The sequence below is a fragment of the Flavobacterium notoginsengisoli genome (assembly GCF_042686225.1).
In the GTDB taxonomy this organism is placed as follows: domain Bacteria; phylum Bacteroidota; class Bacteroidia; order Flavobacteriales; family Flavobacteriaceae; genus Flavobacterium; species Flavobacterium notoginsengisoli.
Genome location: NZ_JBHUOT010000003.1, coordinates 1 through 15,138, shown reverse-complemented (window position 1 = coordinate 15,138; position 15,138 = coordinate 1). Strand labels below are relative to the sequence as shown.

Here is a 15,138-nt window from a genome sequence, read left to right as displayed (position 1 = left end):
GTGAGATGTGAAAATGTAAAATGTTACTGAGTTTTTCCTTCTCAACTTTTTACTTTTTACTTCTAACATCTTTCACAATTCCGAATTTCTTCACCAAACTGTCGTATTCTTTTTTAGAGATTGTAATCATGCAGCCGTGGCGCACTTTTTCCGGGAGACTGTATTTGTCCCAATCCGAGAAAAAAGTGTAGCCTGAAGCTTGAAACCAAGGTCCGTTTAGGTTATCCGCGATAGATAATCCATATGAAACTCCTGGATATTGTTCGTAATACATGTACCATATTTTGTCATCTGGAGAAGGAATCAACATTGGCGCTTCTCTAAAGTTTGGACTGATAGATTGCTGGGGCAAAGAATAAGGTCCTAAAAGATTTTTTGATTTGGCAATTCGGATGGTTTTTCCGGTTGTCCAATATAAAGTTGGATACGTTTCGTCTTTAATCACGGCGTAATAGGAATCGCCGACTTTACGAATAAAAACATCAATTGTTCCCATATCCCAATCGAATAAACGTTTTGGCGTTCCTTCGAAAGTTTTTAAATCTTTAGACAAAACATACAAAGTGCGCTGACTTGCCCAATAACGTTCTCCGTCTTCTTTGGTTCCTTCCAAATGTGGCGTGTGCCAAGTCATGATAAACTTTTCTGAATCTTTGTCGTAATACAATTTTGGCGCGCCAATTCGCTGTAAAGCGTTTGAATAATCAGGCGTGCTTTTTAAATCAGGCGTATAATCGGAGTGTTTTTTCCAGGTTATTAAATCGTCAGAAACCCAAATATTGATACTTTTCGCATCGTCTCCTGTATTTCCTGCAATGTAATATTTCCCATCTGGTCCTTTGCAGATATCCGGGTGTCCTTTGTATTCTTCAAAAACGCGTTTTCCATTATTTAGATTTTCCCAATGCAATCCGTCCAAACTTACGGAATAATACAATCGGCCGTAATCGTTATGCGTCATATGCGCAAAAAGATAGGCTTCATTTTTTGGTTTTTCGCTTCCTTTTACCTGTCCAGGCGGGTCTGGCTGTTGTGCTTTCGCTGAAAAGCTGGCAAAAATCACCGCTAGAAAAAAGAGTTGTTTTATTTTGTGTGTTTTCATTGCTGATAAGTTTTAGTTTTTTTGCCACGAATTCAACTAATTTTCACTATTTTTTTTTGCCACAGATTAAAAGGATTAAAAGGATTAAAATGATTTAATCTTTGTGCTGAAAATTTAAACACATAGAAAAATAGATTTTATTCTTTCTGTTCAAGATTACAAAAGAAGCTAGCTTTCACACATAGAACTATGTGCTTTATTTACAATGAAATGCCTTTTTTATAGACAATCAAAAACTATGTTTCTATGTGTTTAAAAAAATCCTTTTAATCTGTGGCAAAAACAATTATCTAATTCTTCTTATTCGCTTCAGCAGTCATTTTCTTAATCAAATCTGTTTCTGCTTGAATATATGGCGTTCCGTCTGTGTGCAATACGTCGTGAAACCATAGTTTTGGTTCTGCCGTATATGTTTTTGTCCAGCTGTCCCACGCATATTTGGTTTGTGTTTTTCCGTCCACAAATCCCCAGTTGATCATACCAACATTGTATTTTCTGGCAAGAGGCAAAAATCCTTCGAAAGTACTTCCGTTTGGTCTTGCCATGTATTCTGTACAGATCAATGGTTTTCCATAACGCTGTAATTGTTTCACCACTCTTTCAAAATCTGCTGGTTTATCATAATTGTGGAAAGAAACGATATCAGATTGCTCAATCTGCATTTTGTGCATTGGTTTCATTTTCGCTTCGTCGCTCCAGTCTCCGACCCAAACTCCTGAAGTTAATGGCTGTGATGGATTGCTTTCTCTCGCCCAAGAAAAAACATCTTTTAAAAGTGGCAGAATCAAATCGACTTTGTTTTTGATTTCTACTTTTTCGTATGATGGTCCTGTCATATTATCCGGTTCGTTCCAAACATCCCAACCTAAGATTCTTTTATCATCTTTAAAATGAGCTACCGTTTCTTTTACATATTTTTCTAAACGAGGATATTGTGTTTTATCCTGAAGCGCTTTTTGTCCCGGAGACTGCACCCAGCCTGAATTGTGAGTATGCGGTTTTGGAGCTCTTTGTTTTCCTAAAGCAGGAAACGGATCCCAGCAAGAATCAAACAGTACAAAAAGCGTTTTAATGTGATGCTTATCTGCAATTTCAAGAAACTGATCCATGCGTTTGTACAAACCTTCTGCATCTTGTTCATGCAACAAATCGTGCAGATAGACACGCATAACGTTCATGCCTAAATTTTCTGCCCAGCCTAATTCCTGATCAATTCTTTTTGGATCAAAAGTATCCAACTGCCACATCTCTAACTGATTTATAGCTGTGCTGGGAGAATAATTTGCCCCAACCAACCAAGGCTGTTCTGCATACCATTTATTGGCCTGATCTTTTGTCCAGATTTCTCTTTTTTCAACCGCAGCGGTTTCATTTTTCTTTTCTTCAGAAGTACTCTTTTTGTTGTTACAGCTTAGCAATACTAATCCTGCCAACATTACTGTCAGACACAATTTTACTTTCTTCATTTCAATATTGTTATTATGAACAATTGTTCTTTATGATAAGGGAATCAGACCAATAAATCTGATTCCCTCAAAAAATTAGTTTTAATATCCTGAGTTTTGCTCCAGATTTGGATTATTATCTACATCGCTTTGCGGAATTGGCATTCTGTGATTTTTCCCCACTTTGAAGTTTTTAAAATCAGAATCACGAAGCGCAATTTTATCAACAGCAGCCTGAGTATTTAAATCTCCCCAACGTTTTAGATCTTCCCAGCGAACACTTTCTCCACATAATTCTAAAACTCTTTCCATTTTCAAACGCTCTAGGAACTTGTCATGGTCGTTTCCAATTTCAGGATGCGCTGTTGCTAAAGGATTCATATTTACACGAGCTCTTACCTGATCAACATATTGATAAGCTTCGGCAGTACTTCCTAATTCGTTTAAAACTTCGGCATAGCGCAATAAAATATCACCGTAACGAACCAATCTGTAGTTTACCTGGCTGTAGTAGTCTTCATTATCTCTATAATAATCACGGCTTCCTTTTCTGAACCAGGCTTCATTATTGTTCCATTCCCAGTTTCTGTTATAGGTTTTGTCTCCAAAATCAGCTAATAAATCAGGATAATATAAAGTCCATCTTAAACGAATGTCCAGATTGCCATCTTTATTTTTTTCTTCTTTGAAAGCATTCACTAACCAAAAACGAGCTTGTCCATCAGACCATCCAATTCCTCTTGGCGCAAAAAACTGACAACGGTTACTGGAAACTGCTGCATTTTGTGCTTCGTCAGTTCCTCCTTTTCTTTGATCTCCAAACTGGATTTCAAAAACAGATTCGCTGTTGTTTTCATTTACGTCTGTAAAATTATCTCTGTAGTTCGCCACCAAACTGTATCTTGCTCCAGGGCCTGTTATTAAATATTCAAGAGCTGTTTTCGCATCAGACCATTTTCTTTGCTGCATGTATAATTTTGCTAAAAATGCTTTTGCGGCTCCTTTATCAGGTCTTCCTGTCTGATCTGCTCCCCATTTTGCTGGTAAATCATCAAAAGATTCATTCAAATCCTTTTCAATCTGAGCCCAGATTTCATCCACCTTTTTTTGTTGTGGCAAATCTGCTGGTGTAGACGGATCTAAAACCAATGGAACATCTTCCCAAATCACGGCTAAATAATAGTAATGTAAGGCTCTGAAAAACTTAGCCTGAGCAATAATCTTCTTTTTATCATCTTCATTTTGGAAAGTGATATTTGGAACATTCGCTAAAACCTGGTTACATCTAAAAATTGCTTTATAGCTGTCTCTCCATGTTACAGCGTTTCCTTCCCAAAAATTATAATTGATGTAATTGAACCTCGTCCAATCTGCCAATTCCGTCCACGGACTCACACTATAACCTTCATCAGAAGTCAAATCTAAACGGAAATACATCCATCTTGCCCAAAGACCATCTTTGTAAAACATGGCATAAATGGAGTTCACACCTGCTTGTGCGTCACTTTCAGTTTTCCAATATTGGTCAACTGTTATATCATTAGGGCTGTTCAGGTCTAGTTCGTTTTCACAAGCAGTAAAAATAAGACCTAGAAAAGCTGCGGTTAGTATAATTATTTTTTTCATTATGCTATTTTTTTAATTAAAAGCTAAAATCAACACCAAGTGAATACGTTTTAAGATTTGGGAAAGCACCATTATCTACACCTCTTTCGAAAATATTACTATTTGTAAATTCAGGATCTAAACCTTTATATTTTGTAATGGTAAGAATGTTTTGTGCCGACAACGTCAATCTCGCTCTCGAAATACCTGAATTCTTTAAAACACTTTGAGGCAGATTATATCCAAATCCGATATATTTCAATCTGATAAAATCTCCGTTTTCTAAGAAACGGTCACTATCTCCTCTTGAATTTAGTGTAGAACCTTTTGTCACTCTAGGAAAATCAGTATTAGGATTTTCTGGTGTCCAAGGCTGAATTCCAGCTCTGTAATTACTGTTATCATCAAATCTGTCTACAACACTTCTAAATCCATTGTAAACAGTGGCACCATGCGAAGCGATCCAGTTCATAGAAAAGTCAAAACCTTTGTATTCTGCTCCTGCATTTAAACCCATTTCAAATTCTGGCCACGGACTTCCCACAATAGCTTTATCTGTACTTGTAATTTGTCCGTCTCCATTCACATCTTTAAAACGAATGTCTCCTGGAACAGCATTTGGCATAATTACCTGACCATTTGCATTTTTGTAGTTGTCAATTTCCTGTTGGTTTTGAAACAATCCATCAGTCTGCAGCACATACCACATTCCAACTGGATTACCTGCTCTTGTGATGGTATTTCCTGAAATGTTTTCATTTTGACCATTTCCTAACGAAACCAGCTTGTTATTTACTTTTGTAAAGTTGATAGAAGCATTAAAAGAAAATTCGTTGATTTTTTTGCTGTAAGCCAATTCCAATTCAAGGCCTTTATTTTCTACAGTTGCAGCATTTGAAATTGGATTTCCGCCATCATTTCCAGTAGTCAATAAAATCGGGAAGCCAAACAATACATCTTGTGTACGGGCAATAAAATAATCTGCCGTAAAACGTAAATCGTTATTTAAAACCGCTAAATCTAATCCAAAATTGGTTTGTTTTAATTTTTCCCAACGCAGTTGTGAATTCGATAATTTTACCTGAGCAGCAGAAGAAAATAGATTCTGATCATTACCTAACACAATAGCTCCAAAATTATTCACAAAGCTTTTGTATTCGTAGTAACCAATATTACCCGAACCTAATTCTCCATAACTTGCTCGTAACTTCAAATCTTTAATGAATTCAGATTTAAAGAAAGATTCATTGCTTACTCTCCATCCTGCAGAAACAGAAGGAAAATTACCCCATTTGTTTTCATCACTGAACCTTGATGATCCGTCACGTCTTAAAACAGCATTCAATAAATAACGATTGTCATAATTGTATTCAATTCTTCCCAGATATGATGCAAGTGCTGCTTCATTAATAAAACCACCAACTACCGGCGAATCTCCCTGATTTAAAACTTCATAATACTGTCCAGTACCAGAATTCATTGGAAGATTTCTCTTTGTGCCATAAATTTGATCGTATTTGTCTTTTTGAAAAGTCTGACCAACTAAAACTGTAATATCATGTTTGCCGAATTCTTTTTTGAAAGTCAAAGTATTTTCAAACAATGTTGTCTGCGATCTTCCCTTGTTCTGATCTGTCTGGGATGGATCTATCGGCTGGTTTAAAGTCCAGTTTCCTACTTTTCTCATGAATTTATAGGAATCAAAACTCGTTTCATAACCAAAATTGAAACGATATTTCAACCAAGGAGCAAATTTTAATTCAGACCAGATGTTTCCTCTAATTCTGAAATTTTCATTTGTTGTATTCGCAAAATCAGCAATTGCCAGAGGGTTTGTACCAAAAGTATCTGCAACTCCTTGTTTTCCGTAACCATATCCTCCTGGATTTGAAGCATCATAAAGCGGAATTGTTGGTGTCATTCTATACACATCAATAATTGGGTTTCCAGACATTTCATCTGTTTTAGAATTACTGATGGCCAAGTTTTCTCCAATACTGAAAATTCCTTTTGTACCACTTGAGTTAACGCGGAATGAAATTCTGTCAAAATCAGTTCCAATAACAGTTCCTTCATTTCCAAAATAATTTGCGGACATAAAAAACGTAGAATTTTCGTTTCCTCCGGAGAAACTAGCATTATAGTCCTGAATCATTCCGGTTCTGAATGTAGCATCCTGCCAATCCGTATTTACTGCCATGTTAAGATTTTGCCTATCGTATATAGTATTTCCTCCACTATCTGCTTTAGCATTATCGTAGGCCATATTATTCCATTTGGCAAACTCTTCAGTTCCCATCAAATTGTAGCGCGGCATGATTTGAAAACTGCTTTTTGCCGAAACTTCAACCTGAAGCGGGCCCTTTTTTCCTTTTTTAGTTGTAATGATGATTACTCCATTTGCTGCTCTTGAACCATAAATAGCGGCTGCTGAAGCATCTTTTAAAACCTGAATACTTTCGATATCATTTGGATTAAAATCTCTATTCCCCGTGGTTACTAAGCCATCAATTACATACAAAGGATTTGTATTTTGAAGATTTTTAAGACCACGAATCTCTATATTCGCTTCCTGCCCGGGACGTCCTCCACCGCGAACTTTAACTCCCGTAACTAAACCTTGTAATCCGTCTGCCACTGTAGTAACCTGACGTTTTTGAATTTCTTCCGGTTTTACTAAAGAAACAGCTCCGGTAAGATCTTTCTTTTGCTGCGATCCATAACCTACCACAACAATCTCATTGAGTTTCATGGCATCTTCTTCTAAAGTAATATTGATTGAAGTTCTGTTGTTAACTGCAACTTCTGTCGTTTTGTAGCCTTGCGAGCTGAAAACTAATGTTTGATTCCCGCCGACTGCAATTTTGAAGCTTCCGTCAAAATCTGTAGCGGCACCATTTTGTGTTCCTTTTATTAAAACATTCGCAAAAGGAATCGCTTCTCCCGAAGCGGCTGTGACTTTTCCCGTAACCGTGATCTGTTGGGCAAAAGCGGACTGCAGTAATAAACTAAAGAAAACTAAGAGGTAATATCTCTTCGTTAAAAAGTGAGTGAGCTTTGTTTTCATTGATTTTTGCATTTTAGATAGTTTCATTTCTTTTTGTGGTTTGGTTGGAAATATTGCGTTTTTAATCGTCCGGAAATCGAACAAGTAAAGAATCAATATTCTTTTCTAGTAATAAATTGTTCATTTTGTTTCAAAATTATTAATGGTTAGATTTTTCAAACTTTATTTTATTGATAGTTTATTTTTAACCTTAAAATTTTATCAATATCATTTATTTGAAAATTCAAATTAGGCGCTTTTTATTCAAAATAAAATGCTTCATTTGTGTCAATATCTCTCGCAAATGATTCAAATTGTACAAAAAAGGTCAATATCAACAAGCCTTGCAACATTTTGTAGAATATTGAGACGATTTGCAGAAACATTGATTTCAGCCTAAAAAAACAGCTTATGCGTAAATTCTTTCTTTTTTTACTTTTCAGCATTTTTTCGATACATTTTTCAAATGCTCAGGAATATTATTTTAAACATTTTCAGGTCGAAGAAGGGCTTTCTAACAATACCGTATTAACCTCATTACAAGACAATGACGGTTTTATGTGGTTTGGCACAAAAGATGGCTTGAACCGTTTCGATGGTTATCGTTTTAAGACATACAGAAGCAATGGAGATCCGATTCACAGTCTTGGAAGCAATTATATTCAGTCATTACATGAAAATAATGGCACCATCTGGGTTGGAACCGATAAAGGTTTATATCATTATGACAAGAAGCTGGATCGTTTCTCGATTTTGAATGAAGCCATTAATGATCGTATCAATGACATCAATCACGACCTAAAAGGCAACATTTGGTTCATTTCGGGCAACATTTTGTATAAGTATGCACCAAATAAGAAAGAAATGACCACTTTCAACCCAAACAAATATTTTGTGTCTACTTCTATAACACGAGATTATAAAGGAGAAATTTGGGCTTCTTCTTTAAATAAAATCTATCATTATTCAGAAGAAAATCATTCTTTTGAAAATATTACCTTAAATCCGCCAGCGAATAAAGCGAATTTCAGAATTACGGTAATTTATGCTGTTGATCCCGAAAACATCGTAATTGGAACACAAGACGACGGAATTCTGATTTACAATAGAAAAAACAAAACGACAAACGAACTTAAATTTGACATTAAAGAACCCGTTTTTGTACGTCAGTTCAAAAAAAGAGGAAATGATGAACTTTGGATTGCCAGCGAATCCGGTGTTTATGTTTATAATCTAAAGACAAAAACTGTTATTAATCTTAAAAAGAATTATAATGATCCGTACGCGATTTCAGATAATGCGGCCTACTCTATTTTAATTGATAAGGAAAATGGTGTCTGGATTGGAACTTATTTTGGCGGTGTCAATTACCATCAAAAACAATATACCCAGTTTAAAAAATACTTTCCGCAGGAAGGTCAGAATTCCATTAGCGGAAGCGCTGTCAGAGAAATTCACAAAGATGATCACGGTGATTTGTGGATTGGAACGGAAGATGCAGGCGTAAATCGTTTCAATCCGAAAACACAAAAATTTACTTCTTATCCGGTTTCTTATTATAATATTCATGCTTTAATGCCCAGAAAAGACAAAATCTGGGTCGGAACTTTTGAACATGGCCTAGATGTTTTGGATCGAAATTCCGGCAGAGTTTTGAAACATTACAGTGCCAATGATGGAAGCGGTCTGCACAGCAACTTTATTTTTTCTTTTTATGAAATGAAAAATGACGACCTGATTGTCGTGACTACATCCGGACTTTACCGTTATAATGAACAGGCTGATAATTTTGAAATCCTGAAATTCTTTCCGGAGACTTTTCATTATACCAATTTTAAAGAAGACAGCCACGGGAATCTTTGGGCGGGAAGTTATCGCGACGGTTTGTTGTTTTATAATCCAAAAACCAAAAAGAAAGAGGTTTTTACCTATGATTATAAAAATCCGAAAGGAATCAGCAACAATACCATGAATGCTATTTTTGAAGACAGTTCCAAAAATTTATGGATTGCGACTGAAAACGGTTTAAATCTGGTGGATCGAAAAAAACACACTTTTACCAAGTTTACGACCAAAAACGGAATGCCAAGCAACGTTTTCTATTCCATTTTAGAAGATGATGCTAAAAATTTATGGCTAACGACTTCTAAAGGTTTGGTAAAATTTGGCCCGGATCATAAAACCATCAAGATTTTTACTACTGCAAATGGTTTATTGAGCGATCAGTTCAATTACAATTCGGCTTTTAAAGATGCAAACGGCGATATGTATTTTGGAAACCTAAACGGAATGATCAGTTTTAATCCGAAGCATTTTACAAAGAACAAATACACTCCTTCTATTTATATCACCAATCTTCAGATTAATAATAAGGATATCGAAGTAAACAGTCCCGACTCGCCTATTTCGCAATCAATTTCGTTTCTGGACGAATTGGAACTCAACAACAGTCAGTCTTCATTTAATCTCGAATTTGCTTCTTTAAACTATACCGCGCCAGAATTGACCGAATATTGGTTTCAATTGGAAAACGTAAACAATGATTGGGTTTATTTAGGAAGAAACAACAAGGTTTTCTTTACCGAATTGGCGCCTGGCGATTATGTTTTTAAAGTAAAATCCTTAAATAGTTTTGGCGTTTGGAGTAAGGAAGTGAAACTGAAAATCACGATTCTGCCACCGTTTTATGCGAGTACTTTGGCTTATATTCTTTATTTCATATTAATCTGTGCCGGATTCTACTACATCATTCGTTATTCTCAAAACCTGACTCAAATTAAGAATAACCGCAAAATCAAGCATTTGAATGACGAAAAAGAAAAAGAAATCTATCAGGCTAAAATTGATTTTTTTACGAATGTAGCACACGAAATCAGAACGCCGTTGACTTTGATAAAGGGGCCTTTGGAGAAACTTTTAGGCATGGAATACGAATCGAAAGAAGTACCCCAGCATCTTTCGATTATGAAGAAAAACACTTCCCGTTTATTGAAATTGGTTAACGAATTACTTGATTTTAGAAAATCTGAAATCGGTGGATTGAAACTGACTTTTGTCGAAGCGAATATTTCGTCCATGGTTCGAAACTTTCATCTAAGATTCAGCCAGTTAATTGAAGAACGTGAATTGGAATTTGAATTACAATTGGGCGAAAAAGACATTCATGCTTTTGTAGACAAGGAAGCTTTTAAAAAGATTCTGAGCAATTTAATTAATAACGCCATTAAATATTCTAATAAAAGAGTCATCATTTCTTTATTTAGAGATGAAAAGAAACTGACTTTAATTGTAAAAAATGATGGAAATGTGATTCCGATTCATTTAAAAGACAAAATTTTTGAGCCTTTCTTTAGAGTCGACGACAGGAGTACGGCTTCAGGAACTGGAATTGGGCTTTCGCTAGCGCATTCGCTGGCACAATTGCATAACGGAAATTTGAAATTAGTTGAAGATTTAAATTATAACATTTTCGAATTGACCGTTCCCTTACATCAGGAACAGGAATTTATGCTTTATGCCGATTCTAAAAAAGAGGAAGAAGAAACCGAAATCCCAAAAGAGACTGTTGAAATCAAAAACGAAAAAGCACAGATTTTGGTGGTTGAAGATAATGAAGATCTTTTGAGTTTTATTACTACTGAATTGGCTAGAACTTACGCTATTTTAAAGGCCGAAAACGGCGTAGAAGCATTAAAAATTATTCATAACGAAAACATTCAACTGGTAATTTCAGATGTTTCCATGCCAATTATGGACGGAATTACGATGTGTAAAACCATCAAAACCAATCTGGAAACGAGTCATATACCCGTTATTTTATTGACTGCTAAAAACTCTCTAAAATCACAAATTGACGGACTCGAAGTGGGCGCCGATGCTTATATCGCGAAACCATTTTCTATGGATTATTTAAAAGTGCAGGCCAATAATCTAATCGAAAACCGAAGACAGATTATGAATTACTATGCGAGTTCTCCCCTTTCGCACATTAAAAGCATCGCCCACAATAAAACCGACGAAAAGTTCCTGAAAAAACTCGACGACGAAATCCTGAAAAACATCACGGATCAGGATTTAAGTGTAGAATCGCTTGCCGAAATCATGAACATGAGCCGTTCGACTTTATACCGAAAAATCAAAGACATCACGAATTTAAGTCCAAACGAGTTAATTAATATCGTTCGCTTAAAACGTGCCGCCGAACTACTTTTAAATGAAAACTATAAAATGTACGAAATCGCCGAAATGGTAGGTTACAAATCACAAACAAGTTTCGGGAGAAATTTCCAAAAGCATTTTAATATGTCGCCATCGGATTATATTCAGACGAATCGCTGATTAAATAATATGCCAATTAGATAATTAGAGTAATTGACTAATTCTATAATCTTTATAAATATAGCCTGCGGTTTCAACCGCAGGAACACAATGTATATAACACAATGCATATCTGGACGTCCACGCGGTTGAAACCGCGGGCTATATTTGAAAATGGGACGTGTAACACAATCTTTAAAAAACAAATTTCGCAAAGCCATTTTTTAAAGACATAGAAACATAGATATTACTGACGCAAAAAGACATTTCATTTACATCAAAACACATAGCAATAGTTTAAAGTTTAACTGCCATCTTTGTTGAGTTTCTTGCAATAACAAACTTTAAGGAATAGTAAAGAGTTATAAAAAACTAAGTCAAAATGTTTTTAAAATATAGCCTGCGGTTTCAACCGCAGGAACACAACGCATATAACACAATGCATATCTGGACGTCCCCGCGGTTGAAACCGCGGGCTATGTTTGAAAATGGGACGTGTAACACAATCTTTAAAAAACAAATTTCGCAAAGCCATTTTTTAAACACATAGAAACATAGATATTACTGACGCAAAAAGGCATTTCTTTTACATCAAAACACATAGCAATAGTTTAAAGTTTAACTGCCATCTTTGTTGAGTTTCTTGCAATGACAAACTTTAAGGAATAGTAAAGAGTTATAAAAAACTAAGTCAAAATGTTTTTAAAATATAGCCTGCGGTTTCAACCGCAGGAACAAAATGTATATAACACAATGCATATCTGGACGTCCACACGGTTGAAACCGCGGGCTATATTTGAAAATGGGACGTGTAACACAATCTTTAAAAAACAAATTTCGCAAAGCCATTTTTTAAACACATAGAAACATAGATATTACTAACGCAAAAAGGCATTTCATTTGCATCAAAACACATAGCAATTGCTTAATTGCCAATCTTTGCTACATTTCTTTTAATGCCAAACTTTAAGGAATAGTATAGAGTTATAAAAACTAAATGCAGAATGTTTTTAAAAACATAGCCTGCGGTTTCAACCGCAGGAACGCAATGTATATAGCACAATGCATATCTGGACGTCCCCGCGGTTGAAACCGCGGGCTATGTTTGAAAATTGGAGCTTTTAGTTATCTCTCTGCGAACTTAGAATAAAATGTAATAACTAAACCTTGCGTTTCTTTGCGAAAATCCTTTGCTCCCGATAGTTATCGGGATTGCGGTTAAAAAAAATTATCTAATTCCCAACAACAAATACAATTCCTCCTTTTTATTCAAAGCCACAGAAATGTTTTTCCCATCAATCAATTCGATCATATTTCCGTTGAGACTTCTGACTGCTTCCAGATTTAGGATAAAAGAACGCTGAACGCGAAAGAACATCGGAAGTTTCAAAACTTCTTCCATTGCTTTTAAAGTCCCTAAAGTCGTGTAAGATCCGCCGTTAATGACAAATTTCAAATAATCGTCCTGCGCTTCTACATAAAGGATTTCATTCAATAAAATCTTAATCAGTTTTCCTTCCGATTTAATAAAAATGCGATCTGAATTGATTTGATGCACAGAAGCTGTTTTCTTTAATGAAAGGTATTCTTTGGCGCGATTTACCGCTTTTAAAAAACGATCGAAACGTACGGGTTTTACCAGATAATCTGAAGCACCGGTTTCAAATCCGTCCAAAGCAAAATTGCGGTGTGCGGTTATAAAAATAATAACAGGAGGATTGGTAAGCGCTTGTGCCAGTTCTAAACCTGTGAATTTAGGCATTTCGATATCACTGAACACAATATCAATTGTATTTTCCTGCAGGTGCATTAAAGCTTTTGCAGGTTCTCCAAATGAAGCTTCCAATTGCAGAAAAGCGATTTCGCTGATAAAAGATTCAATAATATCTCTCGCAATCGGTTCGTCATCTACAACAATACATTTCAACTTTTCCATTACTTTCTTAAAACTATTTTTAAATCAACCTTAAAAGAAGATTTTAGATTTTTAATTTCCAGTTCATATTGATTCGGATACAATAATTCCAAACGTTTACGGGCATTCTCTACTCCTATTCCACCGAAATTCTCAGTTGTAAAACTCTCATCAACATCATTTTCTAAACTAAGCCAAAACGTGTTGTTTTCAATCTTAATATCCAGTTTTACAAAGGCATTTTGAGTGCTTTTTAATCCGTATTTAAAAGCATTTTCAATGAAAGTGAAAGTCAGTAACGGAGCGATAAAAAGTCCTGCTGTTTGATTTTCTCCTTGTATGTTAACCTGAATATTGGCTTCATCTGCATAACGCATCTTTTCTAATGCAATATAATTTTGGATAAAATCCAGTTCTTTCTCCAAACGAACAATTTCAGTATTTGATTCATACAAAGTATAACTCATAATATCCGAAAGGTTTAGAATGATTTCAGGAGCGAGATTGTCTTTTCTAACCGTTAATCCATATAAATTATTCAAAGTATTAAATAAAAAATGGGGGTTCAATTGCGCTTTCAGAAAATCCTTTTCCATTTGAATATTCTGAATTTCCAATGCCATTTTCTCTTTCTCTACCTGAAATTTCTTATGGTATAGTTTTACAATTTCAACCAGAATTTTAGCAAAACAAAAAGGAGAAAGCAATGAAATAATAATGATCGTCTGCGAAAGTATTCTTTTTAAGGAAACAGCTTCCAAAAAAGTCTGTTCTGTACTCATTTTGATTACGCCTTTTAATTCTCCAAAATTAACTTCAAGACCTAAAGCATAATACAAAAGGGAAATAAAGTACGTAGAAGCCATCCAAAGAAAGATCGAAATCGGAAAAACCAAGATTAAAAGCACTATAATTTTGGTTTTGCTTCCCGAAAAAATCTTTGGAAGCAACAGATAAAACAACATATAAAAGACAATGATATTAACCAAAGCCATTCTGACCGTAAGCAAAACAGCATCAGAATACACCAAATGATAACCGATTACATAGCTTAAAAACAGTAAAACAGAAAATCCAAGCCACATTAAAAGATGTAGTAAAATTCTATTTCTTTTGGTAAAAAACAGATCAAAGTTTAAGGATGCTATTTTATCTAAAAAATAGCCCGAAGCAGTTGTGCTATTTGGCATGTAATACAGTTGTAAAGCAGTTTCAAATATAATTTATTTTTTTACTGTACGTAACATTAAACACTTAGTTTCTCATGCTTAGTCCCACACAGTTTGTCATTCCGATTTCTATGATAAAACCAAGTCTTTTTTATAAAAGGTTTGGTTTTTTATTACTGCAAAAACTCGATGGATTATTTTGTTTCTTACAGCGTTTAAAACGCTCATTTTATTTTTCCCTTCATTAACCTTTCTGATATAGTATTTTCTTAAGTCATTATCCAATCGGATTGCACTCATTGCAGCCATATGCAAAATAGTCTTTAAGTTTTTATCAGCAAGCATTGATACTTTGGGTCTTCTTTTTAATGATATTCCAGATTGAAAATCAAAAGGAACGACTCCGCTGTAACATGCCATTTTTCTTGGATCTGTTATAACTGTAAAACCTTCTGTTTTTGATAATAATGTCCAAGATAAAACCTGACCTACTCCAGGAACAGATTTTATTAATTTCTGCTGCTGGCAAAGATTTTCAT

General features: G+C 35.1%; 8 protein-coding genes. 1 reads left to right on the top strand and 7 read right to left on the bottom strand.

The genetic code is table 11. From position 1 onward, the window contains the following. Positions 1-49: 49 nt before the first annotated feature. From ACFS3A_RS08110 to ACFS3A_RS08095, 4 genes are all read right to left on the bottom strand, one after another. Complete coding sequence (locus tag ACFS3A_RS08110) at positions 50-1,102, bottom strand: glycoside hydrolase family 43 protein (RefSeq protein ID WP_379824861.1); 1,053 nt, start codon at positions 1,100-1,102, stop codon at positions 50-52. A gap of 290 nt (positions 1,103-1,392) precedes the next feature. Then, positions 1,393-2,568, bottom strand: coding sequence for a 1,4-beta-xylanase (locus ACFS3A_RS08105; protein ID WP_379824860.1), 1,176 nt, complete (start codon positions 2,566-2,568; stop codon positions 1,393-1,395). Between the two features lie 81 nt (positions 2,569-2,649). Next, a complete protein-coding gene (locus ACFS3A_RS08100) occupies positions 2,650-4,173 on the bottom strand; it encodes a RagB/SusD family nutrient uptake outer membrane protein (RefSeq protein ID WP_379824859.1) in 1,524 nt (507 codons plus the stop codon). A gap of 16 nt (positions 4,174-4,189) precedes the next feature. After that, positions 4,190-7,219: a SusC/RagA family TonB-linked outer membrane protein gene (locus ACFS3A_RS08095; RefSeq protein ID WP_379824858.1), complete on the bottom strand. Its 3,030-nt coding sequence runs from the start codon at positions 7,217-7,219 to the stop codon at positions 4,190-4,192. A gap of 390 nt (positions 7,220-7,609) precedes the next feature. On the opposite strand from ACFS3A_RS08095, the gene ACFS3A_RS08090 reads away from it, so the two are divergent. After that, on the top strand, positions 7,610-11,536 hold the full coding sequence (locus ACFS3A_RS08090; protein WP_379824857.1) for a hybrid sensor histidine kinase/response regulator transcription factor: 3,927 nt from the start codon (positions 7,610-7,612) through the stop codon (positions 11,534-11,536). A 1,207-nt stretch (positions 11,537-12,743) separates the two neighbouring features. Here the strand turns inward: ACFS3A_RS08090 and ACFS3A_RS08085 are convergent. The 3 genes from ACFS3A_RS08085 to ACFS3A_RS08075 form a co-directional block, all read right to left on the bottom strand. Continuing rightward, positions 12,744-13,451, bottom strand: a complete 708-nt coding sequence (locus ACFS3A_RS08085) for a LytR/AlgR family response regulator transcription factor (protein WP_379824856.1) — start codon at positions 13,449-13,451, stop codon at positions 12,744-12,746. Beyond that, a complete protein-coding gene (locus ACFS3A_RS08080; protein ID WP_379824855.1) occupies positions 13,451-14,620 on the bottom strand; it encodes a sensor histidine kinase in 1,170 nt (389 codons plus the stop codon). The genes ACFS3A_RS08085 and ACFS3A_RS08080 overlap by 1 nt, the downstream gene beginning before the upstream one ends. Positions 14,621-14,728: 108 nt before the next feature. Continuing rightward, a partial coding sequence (locus tag ACFS3A_RS08075; RefSeq protein ID WP_379824854.1) for a transposase occupies positions 14,729-15,138 on the bottom strand: 410 nt, incomplete at its 5' end.

What these genes read in the sequence shown, in the direction of transcription:
- ACFS3A_RS08110 (WP_379824861.1), bottom strand. Translation starts at nt 1,102, where the DNA reads ATGAAAACACACAAAATAAAACAACTCTTTTTTCTAGCGGTGATTTTT.
- ACFS3A_RS08105 (WP_379824860.1), bottom strand. Translation starts at nt 2,568, where the DNA reads ATGAAGAAAGTAAAATTGTGTCTGACAGTAATGTTGGCAGGATTAGTA.
- ACFS3A_RS08100 (WP_379824859.1), bottom strand. Translation starts at nt 4,173, where the DNA reads ATGAAAAAAATAATTATACTAACCGCAGCTTTTCTAGGTCTTATTTTT.
- ACFS3A_RS08095 (WP_379824858.1), bottom strand. Translation starts at nt 7,219, where the DNA reads ATGAAAACAAAGCTCACTCACTTTTTAACGAAGAGATATTACCTCTTA.
- ACFS3A_RS08090 (WP_379824857.1), top strand. Translation starts at nt 7,610, where the DNA reads ATGCGTAAATTCTTTCTTTTTTTACTTTTCAGCATTTTTTCGATACAT.
- ACFS3A_RS08085 (WP_379824856.1), bottom strand. Translation starts at nt 13,451, where the DNA reads ATGGAAAAGTTGAAATGTATTGTTGTAGATGACGAACCGATTGCGAGA.
- ACFS3A_RS08080 (WP_379824855.1), bottom strand. Translation starts at nt 14,620, where the DNA reads ATGCCAAATAGCACAACTGCTTCGGGCTATTTTTTAGATAAAATAGCA.